17 protein-coding genes and 2 pseudogenes are annotated in these 16,783 nt (G+C 43.8%); 8 read left to right on the top strand and 11 right to left on the bottom strand.

From position 1 onward, the window contains the following. Positions 1 to 64: 64 nt before the first annotated feature. From IM507_RS20175 to IM507_RS20150, 6 genes and pseudogenes are all read right to left on the bottom strand, one after another. Entirely contained in the window at positions 65 to 262 is a 198-nt protein-coding gene (locus IM507_RS20175) for a hypothetical protein (RefSeq protein WP_123230608.1), read from the bottom strand. 134 nt (positions 263 to 396) lie between these two features. Continuing rightward, the gene (locus IM507_RS20170) at positions 397 to 726 is read right to left on the bottom strand and encodes a helix-turn-helix domain-containing protein (RefSeq protein ID WP_002737427.1); all 330 of its coding nucleotides are present in this window, start codon (positions 724 to 726) and stop codon (positions 397 to 399) included. A gap of 24 nt (positions 727 to 750) precedes the next feature. Beyond that, entirely contained in the window at positions 751 to 1,107 is a 357-nt protein-coding gene (locus IM507_RS20165; protein WP_002738001.1) for a type II toxin-antitoxin system RelE/ParE family toxin, read from the bottom strand. Then, a pseudogene (locus tag IM507_RS20160) lies at positions 1,101 to 1,307 on the bottom strand (GUN4 domain-containing protein); the annotation flags it as partial. The pseudogene IM507_RS20160 and the gene IM507_RS20165, both read right to left, overlap by 7 nt. Before the next feature lie 174 nt (positions 1,308 to 1,481). After that, positions 1,482 to 3,290: an SUMF1/EgtB/PvdO family nonheme iron enzyme gene (locus IM507_RS20155; RefSeq protein WP_287637604.1), complete on the bottom strand. Its 1,809-nt coding sequence runs from the start codon at positions 3,288 to 3,290 to the stop codon at positions 1,482 to 1,484. A 267-nt stretch (positions 3,291 to 3,557) separates the two neighbouring features. Beyond that, positions 3,558 to 3,794 (bottom strand): type II toxin-antitoxin system HicB family antitoxin, encoded by a 237-nt coding sequence (locus IM507_RS20150; protein ID WP_002774287.1) that lies wholly within the window; start codon positions 3,792 to 3,794, stop codon positions 3,558 to 3,560. A gap of 187 nt (positions 3,795 to 3,981) precedes the next feature. On the opposite strand from IM507_RS20150, the gene IM507_RS20145 reads away from it, so the two are divergent. The 6 genes from IM507_RS20145 to IM507_RS20120 all read left to right on the top strand — a co-directional run bounded on the left by IM507_RS20145 (position 3,982) and on the right by IM507_RS20120 (position 9,566). Beyond that, the gene (locus IM507_RS20145; RefSeq protein WP_002736639.1) at positions 3,982 to 4,629 is read left to right on the top strand and encodes a DUF3386 domain-containing protein; all 648 of its coding nucleotides are present in this window, start codon (positions 3,982 to 3,984) and stop codon (positions 4,627 to 4,629) included. 191 nt (positions 4,630 to 4,820) lie between these two features. Then, positions 4,821 to 5,057 carry a NifU family protein gene (locus IM507_RS20140; RefSeq protein ID WP_002735229.1) on the top strand — a complete coding sequence of 79 codons (237 nt, stop codon included), beginning with the start codon at positions 4,821 to 4,823 and terminating at the stop codon, positions 5,055 to 5,057. 287 nt (positions 5,058 to 5,344) lie between these two features. Continuing rightward, on the top strand, positions 5,345 to 6,433 hold the full coding sequence (locus IM507_RS20135; protein ID WP_002735569.1) for an isocitrate/isopropylmalate family dehydrogenase: 1,089 nt from the start codon (positions 5,345 to 5,347) through the stop codon (positions 6,431 to 6,433). A 161-nt stretch (positions 6,434 to 6,594) separates the two neighbouring features. Beyond that, a complete protein-coding gene (locus tag IM507_RS20130; protein WP_123230606.1) occupies positions 6,595 to 7,230 on the top strand; it encodes a COP23 domain-containing protein in 636 nt (211 codons plus the stop codon). 181 nt (positions 7,231 to 7,411) lie between these two features. Further along, a complete protein-coding gene (locus tag IM507_RS20125) occupies positions 7,412 to 8,227 on the top strand; it encodes a S1C family serine protease (protein WP_123230605.1) in 816 nt (271 codons plus the stop codon). Between the two features lie 136 nt (positions 8,228 to 8,363). Next, complete coding sequence (locus IM507_RS20120) at positions 8,364 to 9,566, top strand: tetratricopeptide repeat-containing S1 family peptidase (RefSeq protein WP_123230604.1); 1,203 nt, start codon at positions 8,364 to 8,366, stop codon at positions 9,564 to 9,566. 110 nt (positions 9,567 to 9,676) lie between these two features. On the opposite strand, the gene IM507_RS20115 is transcribed toward IM507_RS20120, so the two are convergent. The 3 genes from IM507_RS20115 to IM507_RS20105 form a co-directional block, all read right to left on the bottom strand. Further along, entirely contained in the window at positions 9,677 to 10,276 is a 600-nt protein-coding gene (locus IM507_RS20115) for a hypothetical protein (protein ID WP_130756900.1), read from the bottom strand. Positions 10,277 to 10,324: 48 nt separating this feature from the next. Then, positions 10,325 to 11,539, bottom strand: coding sequence for a hypothetical protein (locus IM507_RS20110; RefSeq protein ID WP_353847157.1), 1,215 nt, complete (start codon positions 11,537 to 11,539; stop codon positions 10,325 to 10,327). Between the two features lie 567 nt (positions 11,540 to 12,106). Beyond that, positions 12,107 to 12,610: a hypothetical protein gene (locus IM507_RS20105; protein WP_002735260.1), complete on the bottom strand. Its 504-nt coding sequence runs from the start codon at positions 12,608 to 12,610 to the stop codon at positions 12,107 to 12,109. Positions 12,611 to 12,889: 279 nt separating this feature from the next. On the opposite strand from IM507_RS20105, the gene IM507_RS20100 reads away from it, so the two are divergent. Then, a complete protein-coding gene (locus IM507_RS20100) occupies positions 12,890 to 13,204 on the top strand; it encodes a hypothetical protein (protein ID WP_002735918.1) in 315 nt (104 codons plus the stop codon). A gap of 282 nt (positions 13,205 to 13,486) precedes the next feature. Further along, a complete protein-coding gene (locus IM507_RS20095; protein WP_287637600.1) occupies positions 13,487 to 13,882 on the top strand; it encodes a hypothetical protein in 396 nt (131 codons plus the stop codon). Positions 13,883 to 14,365: 483 nt separating this feature from the next. Here IM507_RS20095 and IM507_RS20090 read toward each other — a convergent pair. Both IM507_RS20090 and mnmG read right to left on the bottom strand, forming a co-directional pair. Next, positions 14,366 to 14,482, bottom strand: a pseudogene (locus IM507_RS20090) (IS30 family transposase); the annotation flags it as partial. 77 nt (positions 14,483 to 14,559) lie between these two features. Continuing rightward, the gene (gene mnmG / locus IM507_RS20085; RefSeq protein WP_016514880.1) at positions 14,560 to 16,467 is read right to left on the bottom strand and encodes a tRNA uridine-5-carboxymethylaminomethyl(34) synthesis enzyme MnmG; all 1,908 of its coding nucleotides are present in this window, start codon (positions 16,465 to 16,467) and stop codon (positions 14,560 to 14,562) included. Positions 16,468 to 16,783 lie beyond the last annotated feature (316 nt).

The following is a 16,783-nucleotide window of genomic DNA, read 5'->3' as shown; positions in this document are numbered from 1 at the left end:
GGAACCCCTATGTAGAAAGGCATTTAGCGATTTTTGTCAATTATTTTCGTCTAGAGCGAACTAATCAATTAAATCCCTTGCCAGATAAGGATTTAGTCGATTTATGCCCCCCTATCGAACCATACCAAGTAACGAAGAGCCATTTTAACTGAATTTGAATATGTGCAGGAATGCAGAGATGCAAGGCTCCCGTATCAGCCAAAGCTGCGGTTTCTAGAGGCGATAGGGAACGATCAACGGGGTTACTAAGTTGAATATTCATGATGACTTTTGTAAGGTTAAGGGTTAAGTCCAGTGTCCTGTTTCTTTTTACTACAAGGATTAGCTAAAATAGGTTAGTTGAGGTGCGTTACATTAACATTAACGCATCTTACGAGATCGGCGATCGCGCTTAGATTAGGATTGATTTCGATACATGACCTGGATACTTAAACTAGAGTTTGCTAAGGCTTGGGGAGTTACTAAGATTTCTATCTTCTGACCTAATGCTACTAGAAAGTCAAACATCTGCTCAAGAGAAAATTTTTGCAATCTGCCATTTTTTAAGTTAGAAATTTTAGCCTCGTCAATCCCCAAAATTTGACTGACCTCCTGCTCGCTTAATTCTTGTTCAGTAATCAGATCGTAAATCACTGAAGCCAGCTTGACTTTAGCGAGTTTTTCTTCTGCATTAGCAAAGCCTAAGTCTTCAAAAATGTTTCCCGAACTAATAGTATATTCTGTCATAATCATTTATCTCCTTTTTGGTATTTATTGTTGCTCTTTTGCGATCTCCTGTGCTTTTTTCAGGCGTTCTTTGATTAGATTAACATTTTGTTTTGGTGTTTTAATCCCCGATTTTGATTTTTTCTGAAAGGCATGGAGAATAAAAATAGCATTGCTTAGTTTGATGGCATAAACTGTTCTATAGGTATCGGTTTGATAATCGCTGACTATTTCAAAAACACCATTAAAGCCCTTTAAAGCTTTGATGTTAGGATGATTCTGATTGTTCTGAACACGATAAAGAATATAGCCAACTTCATCAATAACCTCTTCAGGAAATTCTAATAGCTCCTTTTTTGATGCTCCAATCCAGATAACAGTTTTCAGTTGTTTATCTACCATTTTTTTGAAAAAATGTGAAAAATACAAATAAGGAAATGAGCTTTGGGAGCATTCTTGTTAAAGATTAGGTCAGAGTAAGACAAGCAATTTTCTCCTTTTTTCCAGCCGATGTGATCGCCGAAATTTTTCCACACTTCACTATTATATTCTCTCGTGTCACGGAGACTCTCATAGATTTCTTTCTGGACGCTGAAGCCAAATTTGCCGTTACTCTAGTGCGGACAACATGAAGCGCTAAAGCGCAACTACGAACCTTAACTCAACCTACAAATTATCCTAAATCCCTTGAGTAACCCACAGAAAACCGGTTTCTCCGAGAAACCCGTTTTCTACTCATGCTACCTCAATTTTCTCAAAAAAAAATCGACCCGCCGCTAGGCGGGAAAAAGGGAAAAAGAGAAAAAGGGTAAAAAGGGTAAAAAGGGAAACAGAGTCCTCCCAGCACCGCACACCACCCGAAAACCGAAGCAGTTGCTGAGGTCGTCGCGGCGGTAGTCGTACTTGCGGTAAGCGGAACGGCAGTAATCTGGATTGAGGAACCAAGAACCGCCCCGCAGTATTTGAGAATAATTATCCTTTATTAGCCAAGCACTACCATCCTTTGGCGCATTCTTAGAGTTATCGTGCCAATTGTCTTCGCACCACTCCCAAACATTGCCACTCATGTCATACAGTCCCCAAGCATTGGGCTTTTTCTGGCCCACAGGATGAGTTTTATCCTGAGAATTTCCGTCATACCAAGCGTAATCTCCTAACTGATTGGCATCATCACCGAAATAATAGCGAGTAGTGGTCCCCGCACGACAGGCATATTCCCATTCCGCTTCTGTGGGGAGGCGATAGGTTTTCCCGGTTATTTGACTCAATTTCCGACAAAAGGCTTGAGCATCGTTCCAATTAACCTGTTCTACCGGATTTTGGGGATTGTTTTTAAAGTGAGAGGGATTGGTTCCCATTACCGCTTCATATTGTGCCTGAGTGACAGGATATTTCCCAATCGCAAAACTGTTGACTTGAACTTGGTGTTGAGGCTTTTCTCTACTTTGAGCATCAGAATCACTGTCAGGAGATCCCATGAGAAACTCACCTGCTGGTAAGTTCACCATCTCTAGTGTTATCCCATTGGGTAGGTTTTCGGTAAATGAAGTTTGAGGAATAGGAGAGTCACCGACGACGGAGGTGCTAAAATTCCCAACTCTCTCGATTACATGGTTGTTGATGCGTTGAATGGCGGTTTCCAGTTCGATTTCCTCGTCGGGGATTTCCACGTCTGTCCATTGCCATCCTTCCTGCTCGGCTCGCTCTAATGCGATCGCTAAACGGCCGCGCTTTTCTTCGCTGGTGACGAGGAAATTGAGCAAACTAGCCGATAGATTCTCGTTTTTGCGGAAAGATACGGCCGATTCGGAACTAAGAATGTTCTGGACGAGGGATTCCACTTCGCTGACACTGCGGGAAAGTTCCCCGTCAATGGTCGCTACTCGATCGATTAAGCCTTGAAACTGTCCGATAATTGGTTTTAGGTATTGTTCTAGATTAATGGCTACTTTGGCCATTTCGATCGCTTCTTTTTCCAGACTATCTAACTCCAGCTGCAACTGATACACTTGTTTGTACCCGTTCAACTCGCCGATCATTTTCGAGAAAACCTGTTTTTGTGTATCCTGATCTTCGGCTAATTTCTGGATACTTTCGCTGATTAGGTCGATTTTCTTGAGCATGAGCAAGCTGGCGCGACCAACAAGAATCACAGTGCGGAAAATCTGCTGTTTCTGTAGTCTCAGGGTATCTCGCAGTTCAGCCGAGCCGATGCTATTCTCCAAAGATTGGCGTTTTCGCTCTGTTTCTGCCAATTTCTGGCATTTAACCGCCACTGCCTCCTTGATTTCCTCGGTCAGTGACTGGAAAAACCGCCGGTATTCATCCTTATGGTCGGTGAGAAATCTGATTAACTGGTTATAGTCCTTGACTAATCTTTCTAATTCTTGAAAAGTTTCCTCGAAATTGAGGGGTTCTTCTTTTTTCCTCAATCCTAGCCATGTATTGCGGACCCGTTTTCCAGTTTTAATCAGTTGCTGTCTTTCTTGAATCTGATCCTGCAAAACCAATAAATCGGGGCGATTTAGTTGGGGAAGTTGATAGGTTTTCCGATAAAGCTTGATTTTCGCCGTTTCGTCTGCCATCGCCTTGGTCACTGAGGGGGAGTTTTTTCTATTTTAGCCCGATTTTTGATCAGCTAAGACGCATTTTAATCGCCTATCCTTAAACCCCCCCGATGTTGGTAGGGTTGATTAATAGTAGGGTTGATTAATAGTAGGGTTGATTAATAGTAGGGTTGATTCATGAATCAACCCTACCCCAATGTCGGAGGGGGGTTGCCTCTTACCTCGTCTCAACAAGCAATTTAAATTAAGAACAGCATAATGTCTTTGCCGGATAGTTGTTTCAGCTTAGGCATATTCTGGCTGTAACTCAAATATAATCTGTAGAGAAGGTTTGGCAACTAGACCGAACTCCCTGGGGTCTTCTCCCTCTAAATGCAGTAAAATGGCTTCTTGGAGATTATTAACCACCTCATCTAAGGTATTTCCCTGGGTGACAATCGAAAGTTCCACGCATTCACCTACATATCCTTGTTGTTCACCAGAACGAATAATTGCGGTAACTTTTGGACTTAATTTTGTCATAATTGCTCATGTTTATTTTTTGCTTATTTAGATTTATGGCAATCGAGCAAGGGACGGGTCATTGATCGATTCTAACTGACTTTTCCCTAAGCTGTGGAATTCATCTAGTTTTCTAGAAATCTCGGCCAGAGGCGAAAAAATCAGCGACAATGATATAAATGGAGTTATCAACACAAGTAAAGCGATTATGACTGTAGCCACGACGAACGCCCGAGATATTTTCCGCTCCGCCTACGAAAACCGTTACACTTGGGATGAAGGATTCCCCGGTTACACTGCTGATATTATCCTCACCCAAGGAGAGGAAGTCCATACGGGCAAAATTCAAGTTAATGCCGATTATAGTGTGGAAGTAACGGGCATTGATGACGAGAAAGTGCAAGAAAGTATTTATAATCAAATGCGCGACATCGTTACTCACCGTAAAAGAGGCAATTTTGATGCCTCCCACGGCAAAAACCAGTTTAATTTCGGGCAAGATGATCCCACCGGTGCGGTAGAAATTCTGGTCACCGGCGATGCGATGGGGTCTAATTATAAGGTCCGCGGTCAGGAAATCTGTCAAGTCAGTCGAGTCATGGGACCGATGGCTTTTACTATTAATACCGAGGAAAGTCTCGATACGGGAGAAGGTTATATTTCTATTCGCTATAATGCCATTTTCCGCAATGCTAAAACCGATGAATTAAAGGGAAAACGTGACTTTAAGGAAACCTACGAAAAAATCGGTAATTATTATTTACCCTCCTGTCAAGTGATTAACGCAATCGATGTCGGTGGCGAAAAATCCACCACAGAATTTACTTTTATCAATCTACAGCTTTTAGAAGCTTAAGGGTTATTCCCGCCCAAAAAGCGTTAGGATTGAAGTAACTAAGTAGGTGGGTATTAAAAATTGTCGGATCCCCCCGCCTATCGGCACCCCCCTTATCAAGGGGGGCAGGGGGGATCAAAGACAAAATCTATCTTCAATTTAATTGAAACCACTTACTTACACTGTAATAAATCTCTGACCAGAAGCTGATTATGTCTTTAACACTGACTCCCAATAACGTCGAACAAGTTTTAGATGAAATGCGCCCCTACCTGATGGCGGATGGTGGTAACGTGGAATTAGTCGAAATCGACGGGCCAGTCGTCAAACTGCGTCTTCAAGGCGCTTGCGGTTCCTGTCCCAGTTCCACCATGACCCTAAAAATGGGCATCGAACGTCGTCTCCGGGAAGTGATTCCCGAAATTGCCGAAGTTGAACAAGCTTTCTAAATCTTGGGTTAATTAATTCTCACCACTGCCCGATTGCTAATTTAATTAGCGATCGGGCATAATATTAATTAGGGTTTAAGGCAAGAGGCACTCATGCAAGAGGCACTTATGCAAAAGGGAGAATAAATAATCGGTTTTTAATAACCAGATTTGGTATTATATATCTTTTTCTACAAGATTGATAAAATTACAGAATTAATTAAGGTAAAAAGTATCTTTTTTAGCCGATTAAACGGTCAATTAAGCATTAAGATATACTTGAAAATTTTTATTAAAACTCAAAAATTATGACTGAAAATATCCCCACTATTGTGGTCATGCACGGCGACCAAACTGGAGAAGAACTATTACTAGAAGCCCTGAGAGTATTGCAACCTTCGATAATTCGTCAACCGCTTAACTTTGCCGATTTTGATCTTAGTTTAGCCCAGCGTCGCCAGAGTAACAATCAAGTGGTTCACGAGGCCGCTGAAGCGACTCTAAAAACCGGATTAGCTCTCAAAGCTGCCACTATTACCCCAGAAATTAAAGGAGATGTGGGCAGTCCTAACGCTATTTTAAGAGAAGCAATGAATTCTCAGGTAATTCTCCGCATCGGTCGCCGTATCCCCGGCATTCGTCCGATTGGGGGCGTTTATTCTCCCATTGCCATTGTCCGCATGGCCGTTGATGATGCCTACGGGGCCAAAGAATGGCGAGAAACCACTGCCACCGGCGATGAAATTGCCTATCGCACCTCGCGCATTTCTAGGGCTACCAGTCGCGCTGTGGCCGAGTTTACCTTTCAACAGGCCAAAAAAACCGGGGCGCGGGTATTTGGCGGCCCAAAATTCACCGTTAGTGCCACCTACGAAGGGATGTTTAAAGAGGAATTAGACGCGGCGGCCCGAAGACATCCGGAAGTGCGTTATCAACCCCTGTTAATTGATGCAACTTTTGCCCTACTTTTACAAACCGACGGCGAAGCTTTGGTGATTCCGGCACTTAATCGCGATGGCGATTTATTATCCGATTTTGTCTTGCAACTCTATGGCAGTATTGCCGGGGCCGAAAGTTTAGTTTTGGGATTTGATGAGGAGACCCTAGCGGTTAAAACTATTATGGCAGAAGCTCCCCACGGCACAGCCCCCGCTTTAGAGGGCAAAAATATCGCTAATCCCATGGCGATGATTTTAGCCTCGGCAGCTTTGTTAGGTTATATCGAAACTAACGAAGCGCGTAAAGCTTCTCGGGCAATTTATGAAAGTGTCTTTGAAACTATTCACGAGGGCAAAAAAACCCCCGATTTAGGGGGCCAAATGACCATGAGTGAGTTTACCGATGAGGTGATTCGTCGCGTGGTCAGTAAGTTAGAAGTTTGGTCTGCTTTGGGGTAAACGAACTCATCTGATTGCTCTCTTAACAGGAGTTTGAAGAAAGGGTAATCCCAAAAAATAAGAATTGTTGCAAAGGCCTTGCTTTTGTTTGTTTTGCGGAAAAATAAAAGCTACCTTTGAAGTGTACAACGGAGTCCCTTTGCAGGATTAGGATAAGAACAATGAAACTACAAACTTTGACAAAAACTCTGACCATTGCTCTGATTGGTGTAGGAGCTGCCTTGACCTTACAATCACCGAGCCAAGCTGCAGACGATCCTCTATTCATTTGTGATCGGGACTCCAGAGGGATTCCCACAACTTACTATATTGGTGAGGGGGATAAAAGACCAATTATTTATTGGAAACGTGAAATATTTAGTGATGCTGGCTATCCTCCCCAACTCCGGTGCGAACAAGTAACTGGTCGATTCAACAGATTATCTGAACGGGAACCCAATGGGATTGAAATCATCACGACGGGCTTTTTGAACGGTTTGCCCGTTGTTTACTCTCCTGCTAGTGGTCGTGACCGTCCTAGTTCTTCAAACTTATTATTTACACTCTCAAAAGGCGAAGATGCTGTAAGGGTTGTGCAAGGGCTATTCGATTTGCGGGCAGGAAGAACTGTTAGTGGTTCTAATCCTAAACCACTATCGGAAAGTTCTGCCGATGGAAAAACAATTACCATCGACTTTCAAAATTTTCTGCGTAATGTTGCCCCTGAAAATAGCCCATCTTCAGGTAGTTCCGCTGGCGAGACTCCAGCGACAACAACCCAACCCAACCAATCTCCTTCTGGCGGTTCTCGCTGGTAAACGAGTTGTGATCGTTTCTTCTGTGATAGACTTTTCTGATGACTAAACAAGGCTCGGTTTTCCTGGCTTCGCTTGTTCAAACAATTATCTAAATATCTAAAATAGATAATAAATACTCACAAGTAGGAACAAAAATCCAAATAAACTCGACCTGCTAGGGATTCAGTTAGTCGTAGATCGCATGAAATATTTTTGCAAGATATCTGGCACCTGTGCTGGCATTTTACTCGTGGGGGGACTGCTGGCACAGTCCCTTCATCCCAAGACCGTTGCTTGGGAGGTTAACTCAGACAGTGGTTCCCGTCAGTCAAGTACAAGTGAAAAAGCATCAGAACAGCAATTGCATCAATTAGCCCGCGCAATTACTGTGAAGATTTTATCGAAAGAAGGATCAGGATCGGGAATTTTAGTTCGTAGAGAAGGCCAAGTTTATACGGTTCTGACCAACCAGCACGTTCTTGAACAAGCTTCTGACAACTATTATCGAATCCAAACTCCTGATGGTCAAATTTATCAGGCAAAAGTGTTAAATTCCATCAATTTTGATGGTAATGATTTGAGCCTATTGTCTTTTCACAGTTCTCGAACCTATTTGATCGCCTCATTCGGGGATTCGTCGAATATAAGAGTGGGTGATGCCGTATTTGCAGCCGGTTTTCCTTTTTTTCAAGAGCGTCGTGATCAAAATAGCTGGTTTATCCTGACGACTGGTCAAATTTCGATGTTGAGTGACCAGACATTTGACGGTGGTTATCGCATCGGCTATAACAATCGTATTGAAAAGGGAATGAGTGGGGGTCCCTTGCTTAATGACCAAGGTCAGGTAATTGGTATTAATGGACTTGATGCCAGTCCGGTTTGGGGGAATTCCTATACTTTCAGTGATGGCTCGGTGGCTTCAAAATTTCTCAAAAGACAGATGAATCAATTTAGTTGGGCTATTCCTAGCCAAACTCTCTGGCAGTTGGGGCTAAAATTCTCGGATCACCCTTCTTGATCGCCATTCACTCCATTGCAATTTTCTCCCCCGCAAACAGGAAACTCATTTCCCACACCACCATCTAGAGAGCGCAATATCTGGTCGGGATGGCATCGGTGAAACCAAGCCGTTATCCTTATATTAGGTCAGGATCATGAATAAATTTTATGGACTTGCGCTGGCATTAATCAGTGCCTTAACTCTCTTAAGCCAATCTCGAATAGCTATAGCATTAAAGCCAGAGCAAGTAAATGGTATTGCCCGGGAAATTACTGTTTTAATTCCTTCAGAAGATGACGGAGCGGAAGGGATAGTTCGTCAAAATGGTTCAGGAGTAATTATCGCTAGAGAAGGAAATAACTATACGGTTCTTACTGCCAGCCATGTTTTGTGTAAAGATTATGAAGTTAATTGTAAGAACTATTATTACGAGTTACAGGTAGTAACTCATGATGGCAAAAAATATTCTCTTAACCCTAATAGTATTAGAAAGTTGCCAGAAGTAGACCTAGTGGTCTTTCAATTCACTAGCGATCGGGATTATCGCCTAGCTACCTTAGCTAATTATGAATTAGCTGACGAACAATTTATTTTTGCTTCGGGATGGCCTGATCCGAAATTTGTTGGTAAGAGAGAAAGATTTTTTAATGTTGGTAAAGTGTTGCCCAAAGCCATTAGCCCTTTGTTTAAAATCTTTCCGCCTTCCTTTGGTTATGAGCTAATTTATACTAGCGTCACCTATGGGGGTATGAGTGGCGGACCAGTATTAGATACAGAAGGGAGAGTAATCGGAATTCACGGGCAAAATGAGGGGGAAAAAATTAAAGAGGTGCGAGTAGCAATTGGCTTTAGTCTCGCTATTCCCATCACTACTTTTTTGAAATTAGCACCCCAGTCTGGCATTCAAGGGCAGATAAATGTCGAAAATTCGCCCACCAATGCCTTATCTTTGCAAGAAATTGGTGATGAATTATACAAGGCTTTTGAAGTTCCCAATAATAACGATACTAATCCCCTCAACTGGCTTAATCAAGGCAATAAAATGTGGCGGTTAGGACAATTAGCCCTCGCCTATGCCGCCTATGAAAAAGCCTTGCAACTCGATGCTCAACTCTATCAAGCTTGGTACGGTAAAGGTCTGGTCTTGACCTACTGGAAACGCTCCCAAGAGGCGCTGGCCGCCTACGAACAAGCTCTCAAAATTAATCCTGACTCCGATACCGCCAAAAAACTGCGCGACAAGCTCCAAGAATCTTTAGGGGGAGGAAATACCCCTTCTCTAACCCCCTCACAGCCAACCACCGCGCCCACCGTGGAGCCTTCACCACAGCCCTCTAATCCAAGGAGACTATGGTGAAGTCAGTCCCGATGAAAAAATTTTCACCCCCACAGATGAAAGAGGTTTCCTTCCCTACACCCCACACCCCACACCCCACACCCTCTTTCAAGTCAGTAGGGAAAACGCGGTTAGCTAATAGTGGGTTGCACCAATTTAGCTAAGAATGCTTGAATTGCTCGCAGTTCTGCGGGAGGATTGCGGAGAAACTCTTCGTTACTGGCTAAAATCATCGCATTATAGGCCCGCACCGCCGCCAGCAATTTAGCTGGAACTACCTTCTTATCTTTGGTCAGTTTCTCTAAGCTGGCCAATAAGTCTTCAATAACATTTAAAGGCGCTGTGCCGGGGGCTGAGTAAAGAGCGGCGGTGACAGCATTGATATTATTACCCGCCTGTGCATCCCCTGTTAAGATGCTCAGTAGCAATTGCTGAATGGCTGGGGGAATCGGGATACCTGTGGGGGAGGTTAAATTATTATCAGCTAACAGAGTATTCAGAGAAGCAGCCGCCTGATTAACAGCGATTTGAGCCGGTTCTCCCCCCTGAAATCCCGTTACCGTCGTGGTGGTGGGGAAAGTTTGACCAGCAAAATCCCCAGTGGAAAGAATTGGCCCAGTGGCATCGGACTGGTTGCCGGTTTGCGCCATAACGGGAGAGACTAGGGAATTGGTCAGCAAAACCGCCGCCACTAGGGAAACTTGCCAATTAGTCAACCATTTCATCAACATGGTCTTTATCCTCATTCAAAAAGCTAAATTAGACAATCTAAAAACCGACTAACGGGGGAAAAAGTAATTGTAGCCGATACTCATGACGAAGCGAGCGCCGTCCCCGGCATTGCCCGTTAAATCAGCACCGGCAAGGTTAACCGTCAAGGGGATGTTCTGGAAAGGAATCAGGGAAATACCTGCGTTTAAATCTTGACCCGACCATTCGACAATGGCCGAGACCGGTTCAACAATTCTTAAACCAGCACTAGCAAAGACACCGAGGGAATTTACCCCATCTTCGATGGCTCCTTCCGAGCGAAAACGACCACCACCAACACCCAAAGAGAGCGTCAATTGACTAAAGGGTTCTTTCGTTGTTTCTGTGAACTGAAAAAATTTGCTCACCACCCCGTAGATACTGCTACCGGCATCTGTCCCACCCCAGTTAATAGCATTTTCAAATCCTAGGGCGACAGCAAAACCTTCTGGCAGAGAACGGTGAATTTTAAAGCTAAAACTACCCCGTCCGGCATTATCACCAAAAAGGCTCAAAATCGCCAGAGTTACATCCAAACCGACAATTTTCTGGGGTTCTCCTAAACCGACCCCTAGGGCTAACCCACCATCTGCTTGATTGGTAAAACGGGTTCTCGACTGGAAAGCGAAACCACCGAAAATCTGCCCAAAATTCGCTCCAAAACCGATGGGAGTAGAGATACTGCCACTAGGGGCAACCACAAATTCCGCCAGTTTCGCAGAAAGGGTTTTCGGTTCCTCAATCAGAAACTCTTGACGTAAACGCTGCAATTCGGGAGAAACATTGGTATCAACGGGGGTGGATGCTTGCGCTTGCCATTTTTCGACTTCTGGAGAGTTATTATCTCCTGCTGGTAAAAGCTGACTCGCTTGCATTGTCCCTAGATTCGCCTTCCATTCTTCTAGGGTTGAAATTGTCCCGGTCTTTTCTGTTGCTAGAGTATCGAGGGAAGATTTCTCTAGTTTATTTTCTAAGGATAAGGGCAGATTACTATCGGCTAATCCCTCTGTTGTCGAGAAGGAATTGGTTGTCAGAACTCTTTCTGTCCTCTCTAATTCTACGGGGGAATTAATGATAATTTTTTCCTGGGATACCCGAATAGAAGCAGCGTCAATGTCTAAGGGGGAAGGAAGGGCCTTCACCCCATCACAAAGTATGGCCGTCCCCAAACAGGATGTGATGAAAATTCCTCCAGAAAATATCTGTCTCATCTGGCTGTTTCTTTTGGCTTTTTTTAATAACACTTCCAGCTTTCCTCACAGACGAAATTAATTTGCAAGAATTGTAACTGATTTATTCTTAGATAGCAAATTATCAAAGTTGCGGTCTCTGTATGATAATCATTGCTTATCATTGGTGTGAGTCTTGCTAGGCAAGGCTTTGAAGACTATCTTTCTGGAAAGAAAATTCTCCCTACAGAAACGAGAAGAACCATCTTTCCTTTACTGGTGTCTGCAATTGTCAATTCACCTCCTTCTATCGTCCTTACTGCAACTATGGTTGAAAAATTTCCTTGATTCTTTTTGGCCCCAGTCTGCCTAAATGAAGTGTAAAAAATTTAGGGACTTGCGTGAGAATAATATCCCAATCGAGCGGAGGGCGCAAGCTTTGCGCCCCTACAGTAACGGATTTTCTCCACAATGTAGGGGCGAACTGCGTTCGCCCAAAAGGTACATTATCAAAGCGCAAGTCCCTTACCACCTCTATTTCTGGCTTCGCCGGTTGTGCTGGGTCTCCGTCCATGAATCCAATAGGCGGATTATATTGCTAGAACTAAAAAAAGCGGGTTGAACCCCGCTTTTAATCAACAACTAAGCTAACTTAAAGGCATCTCGCCAACACCAGCGCAACAGGGTAAAAGCTATCAAACCTTTAACCACTTCTAGAAACCAATAACCAATCTGCAAAGACATCATTTCTCCCGACATTCCCGACGCAGTAACGGGGGCCAGTAAACCCATAGCGCTCAGATTGGGAGTGAGAAAATAGGTGTAAATTAGGGTGATTACTAAGAGAACACCGGCGAATAGAAGCGATCGATGTTCGGGGAGATGGATTAAGGTATGATAGCGGTGGAAGACAACAAAGCTACACAGCACAATCGCCGCACAAACTAATTCCAGATGGTTAAAAATGCCAAATAGCAAGTAACCGGCACTGGCAAAGCCATTTTGTGTCATCATGCCAGCTACGGATAAGCTGGGGATAATGATTAAATCTATGACGAAACTGGCACTTAACCAGAAACCAAGAACAACCATGGCTAGGGTTGTCCAATTAAACCAAGACCGATAACGCTCAACAAAAGTTTTCATTAGGCTTGCTCCTCCTTGCCTTTCTAACTTAATTGTAAAGAGCGTTCGCCAAAATTTTGGCAAGTTTTTTGCTAATTCTTAGCAATTCTTATCAATTCTTATCAATTCTTAGGAGAGCAACCAAACAATACCGCTCTTACTTCTAGATTTGGCTACCCGCTCGGGGCGTAATTGTAAAGATTTATCAACAAGTGTTTATAAAAACCTTTAAATATTGACCAAGGTGAGGATTCTAGACTTACCCTGAGATAATAACTGACTATCTACGGGTTTACTGTTATGGATAAGGATTTTCGTAACTATCGCATGGTTTGCACTCTCACCTTTGGAGATATTTACGGACAAATAATCGTTTGGTTAATCGTTATTTTTCTTACTCTCGCTTCCACTCTAGCTCTTTGGAGTAGCACTAGACAAATTTTCGCCCTCGCTACCGTGGGGTTAGTCGTCGTCCTCTCTTTGCCTTTTTTACTCTTTGCTTTCGTTACTACCCTCCTTAATCATATTGAATTCGTTCCCATCGAAGCGGAAACCAACATTCGTCGTGGTCCTGTCCCCGGAGTTAGCGGCAGCCGTGTACCTGCAGCCAGCTAAATCCGACCAAATCCCCAATAAATAATCTAGAGACGTTATCAGCAACGTCTCTAGCAGTTTTTGTCATTGGTTGCGTCGGGGTTTCTCGTTCTAGATTTTTGTAAATTTTTGTAAATTTAACTTGTTTTTAAAACCTTTTTCTGTTAAGGATTATCCAAAGAAAAATAGATGAAGCAGAGAAATTGTCAAGAGAATAATCTTGTTTGCTGCCTGATCCCGGTCAATGATAAATTTTTAAATACCTAGTCTTTTACATTTTCCCAACTCTCGGAGTGATCCCCGATGTTAAAAAATCTCTTTGGTGGCAAAAAATCTGACTTTTACCTAGAACTAAAAGAAACTGATGGTGAACAAAAAGCGACAGCAACCACGGCAGCAGCCGCCCCTGTTGTGGAAGCGCCCGCCGCTGCTGTGGAGTCTGCTCCTGCCCCTGTAGCCGAGAAAAAAGCCCAAAAAACTTCTATCAAGAAAGAAAAGCAAGTAAAAGAAACTCCCGCCGCTCCTGTGAGCGCACCGGCACCCGTAGCCGCTACTAACGGTAAAGTAGAGCCGCAAGAGGTGGAATTTGCGACAAAATACTTGATTACTCCTAGTCTGTCTCGCCGTCGCCCCGGTCCAAGTTTGAATGGTTTCAAAGACATGGCACGCAAGGCGAAACTACCTGCTAACCGCGGCTAAATCCCCCAGATTGCTTTCTCAACAAAAAAAAAGGAGAGCTTTCTTTGACTCTCCTTTTTCATCAGGGTGCATCTACTGACTCAAGTTTAGCAGAGAGTTTTTTTAAGGTTGGTTATTTAGGTTACTCCCCAGAGTATTTTGGGGATAATTATTGCCTGTCTTTTTGGGTAACTTTTAAAACCTAGGACTAGACCGAACTGATCAAAGCGGTGATCACCACTATCCCGATCTGTTTCCGGTTTTTCAATTCTCCGACTTTTTCGGCGAGATCGGTGGTTTTCCCCGCCGCGTTCGCCATAACTTTAACTCGAGCTGCTTGCAGCTTAAACCCTCTATCTTTCCGTCTAGGGTTCAGATATCGCCTTTAATTTCCGACTGCCCTAACTCTAAATTCTTCTGTCCGTTTTCCAAGGTAATTAGTCGGTTTTTGATCGCCTTCTGTCCGTTGGCAATATTATTATGCTCGTTTAATCCCCTCTCCTAAGAATGATCAGGAGGGGCAAAATAAAAATCTGCTCCTAGTTTCTGACTCAACTCTTGATGTCCACAAAATTCTTTGACCTTGTCACAAGTAAAGGTTTTTCTTTTGTCAGGAGTAATCGGTCATTTATTTTGATTGGGGCTGCCAATTAGGCAGCCGATAAGAACTCTTGATCGCTGATAATCAGGATTATTTCCTAACTTTTAACTGCCGACATCTGCCGCATTTCTAAATATACTAATAAAGCGTTAATATCAGCAGGATTGACTCCGCCAATTCGCGAGGCTTGGCCGATGGTGGCGGGTTTAATTTTTGTTAATTTTTCCCGGGATTCCATTGACAAAGTTTCGATTTTCATGTAGTCAATATCGGGGGATAAATGACGGTTACTGTGGCGACTAATTTGGTCAATTTGATTTTGTTGTCGCTTTAAATAACCGGAATATTTAATCTCAATTTCTACCCCTTCTCTTTCGGCTAAATTTATATCAGGATTACCTAAACCATAGCGATCAAGATCGAGATAATGGAAGCTAGGACGACGCAGTAAATCCGCTAAAGAGAGAGAACCTTTAATTTTTTGTTCCGTATCCTTAACGATGGCAATTGCCACCTGATCCCGTTCTTTAATTCTCGTTTCGTGTAGGCGTTCTTTTTCAGCGATAATATTAGCCTGTTTCGTTTGGAATAATTGCCAACGCCGGTCATCAATTAAACCAATTTCTCGCCCTAAAGGTGTTAATCTTTGATCGGCATTATCCGATCGCAATACTAAGCGATATTCGGAACGACTGGTTAACATTCGATAGGGTTCCCGCAGATCCTTAGTACACAAATCATCGACCAAAGTTCCTAGATAACTTTCCTCCCGGGGAAAAACAATTAACTCTTTTCCTAAAGCAAACCGGGCCGCATTAATCCCCGCCACCAGTCCCTGGGCTGCCGCTTCTTCATAACCGGTTGTCCCGTTAATTTGTCCCGCACAAAATAACCCCTCAATCTTCTTCGTCATCAGGGTTGGATAACACTGAGTTGCCGGTAAATAATCGTATTCCACTGCATAGGCAGCCCGCAACATTACACAGTTTTCTAAACCGGGTAAAGTCCGCAGCATTGCTAATTGAACATTTTCCGGCAGTCCCGTTGAAAAGCCTTGGATATAAAGTTCGGGAATATCGCGCCCTTCCGGTTCAATAAAAATTTGATGACTTTCTTTATCGGCAAAACGGACGATTTTATCCTCAATACTGGGACAATAACGCGGTCCTTTGGAGTCAATAAAACCGCCATAAATGGGGGATAAATGTAAATTATCTCTGATTAATTGATGAGTGGCCGCCGTGGTGCGGGTGAGATGACAGTTCATTTGTTCCCGTTCGATCCACACCTCTGGATCAAAACTAAACCAACGTACCTCGTCATCAGGCGGTTGCGGTTCCATGCGCGAGTAATCCACTGAACGCTTATCCACACGGGCAGGAGTGCCAGTTTTTAGGCGACCAGTCTCGAATCCGAGACGATTTAGGGTTTCTGTTAAACCCACCGCCGCAAATTCGCCCGCGCGTCCGGCGGCCATAGACTTGCCGCCGATCCAGATTTTGCCGCCTAAAAAAGTGCCAGTGGTTAAAATGACGGCTTTAGCGGCGAAACAAGTGCCGAAATAGGTTTCTACTCCTAAAACTTGCTCATTTGCCCCTAAAATCAGGTCTGTGGCCATGCCTTCCCGAATAACCAGATTGGCTTGGGTTTCGACGATACCTTTCATCACCGCCGCGTATTCCCGTTTATCGGTTTGGGCGCGTAGGGCCCAGACTGCCGGTCCGCGAGAGGCATTAAGAACCCGTTTTTGCAGATAGGTGCGGTCGGCCATTTTGCCAATTTCGCCGCCTAAAGCGTCCACTTCGTGGGTTAATTGGGATTTAGCCGGACCACCGACGGCGGGGTTACAGGGTTGCCAAGCGATTTTATCGAGATTAAGAGTGAGGAGAAGGGTACGACAACCGAGACGGGCGCAAGCTAGGGCCGCTTCACAGCCGGAATGGCCCGCCCCGACGACGATGACATCAAATTCATCTTGAAAGTCTGCGGCTGAGGAGAAAGTCATACTCGATCGAGGGGAAAATTAATTAATCAGGCTAATATTCTAGCAATTTTTCTGAGTTTTCCCCCCAATATAATACAAGAATACTAACTAAGTCATTGACTAAGCTGCCCGCGCATTTAAGAGGCAAGAGGCAACAGTAAAGGGATTGGGGGAGATTCGGCTAATCTAAGAATAAGGCTTCTTCGTTACTTGGTATGGTTCGATAGGGGGGCATAAATCGACTAAATCCTTATCTGGCAAGAGACTTAATTGATGAGTTCGCTCTAGATAAAAAACAATTGATAAAAGTTGGGGTAATGTCTGTTTCTATAAGGGT

The organism is Microcystis sp. M20BS1 (assembly GCF_020245305.1).
Taxonomy (GTDB): Bacteria; Cyanobacteriota; Cyanobacteriia; order Cyanobacteriales; family Microcystaceae; genus Microcystis; species Microcystis ichthyoblabe_A.
This window is presented reverse-complemented; position numbering and strand designations above follow the sequence as displayed.

Excerpts from the sequence above, each read along its gene's own strand:
- IM507_RS20165 (WP_002738001.1), bottom strand. The coding sequence starts at position 1,107 with ATGGTAGATAAACAACTGAAAACTGTTATCTGGATTGGAGCATCAAAA.
- IM507_RS20100 (WP_002735918.1), top strand. The coding sequence starts at position 12,890 with ATGGATAAGGATTTTCGTAACTATCGCATGGTTTGCACTCTCACCTTT.
- IM507_RS20150 (WP_002774287.1), bottom strand. The coding sequence starts at position 3,794 with ATGACAAAATTAAGTCCAAAAGTTACCGCAATTATTCGTTCTGGTGAA.
- IM507_RS20095 (WP_287637600.1), top strand. The coding sequence starts at position 13,487 with ATGTTAAAAAATCTCTTTGGTGGCAAAAAATCTGACTTTTACCTAGAA.
- IM507_RS20120 (WP_123230604.1), top strand. The coding sequence starts at position 8,364 with ATGAATAAATTTTATGGACTTGCGCTGGCATTAATCAGTGCCTTAACT.
- IM507_RS20170 (WP_002737427.1), bottom strand. The coding sequence starts at position 726 with ATGACAGAATATACTATTAGTTCGGGAAACATTTTTGAAGACTTAGGC.
- IM507_RS20130 (WP_123230606.1), top strand. The coding sequence starts at position 6,595 with ATGAAACTACAAACTTTGACAAAAACTCTGACCATTGCTCTGATTGGT.
- IM507_RS20140 (WP_002735229.1), top strand. The coding sequence starts at position 4,821 with ATGTCTTTAACACTGACTCCCAATAACGTCGAACAAGTTTTAGATGAA.
- IM507_RS20155 (WP_287637604.1), bottom strand. The coding sequence starts at position 3,290 with ATGGCAGACGAAACGGCGAAAATCAAGCTTTATCGGAAAACCTATCAA.
- IM507_RS20175 (WP_123230608.1), bottom strand. The coding sequence starts at position 262 with ATGAATATTCAACTTAGTAACCCCGTTGATCGTTCCCTATCGCCTCTA.
- IM507_RS20135 (WP_002735569.1), top strand. The coding sequence starts at position 5,345 with ATGACTGAAAATATCCCCACTATTGTGGTCATGCACGGCGACCAAACT.
- IM507_RS20105 (WP_002735260.1), bottom strand. The coding sequence starts at position 12,610 with ATGAAAACTTTTGTTGAGCGTTATCGGTCTTGGTTTAATTGGACAACC.
- IM507_RS20115 (WP_130756900.1), bottom strand. The coding sequence starts at position 10,276 with ATGTTGATGAAATGGTTGACTAATTGGCAAGTTTCCCTAGTGGCGGCG.
- IM507_RS20125 (WP_123230605.1), top strand. The coding sequence starts at position 7,412 with ATGAAATATTTTTGCAAGATATCTGGCACCTGTGCTGGCATTTTACTC.
- mnmG (WP_016514880.1), bottom strand. The coding sequence starts at position 16,467 with ATGACTTTCTCCTCAGCCGCAGACTTTCAAGATGAATTTGATGTCATC.
- IM507_RS20145 (WP_002736639.1), top strand. The coding sequence starts at position 3,982 with ATGACTGTAGCCACGACGAACGCCCGAGATATTTTCCGCTCCGCCTAC.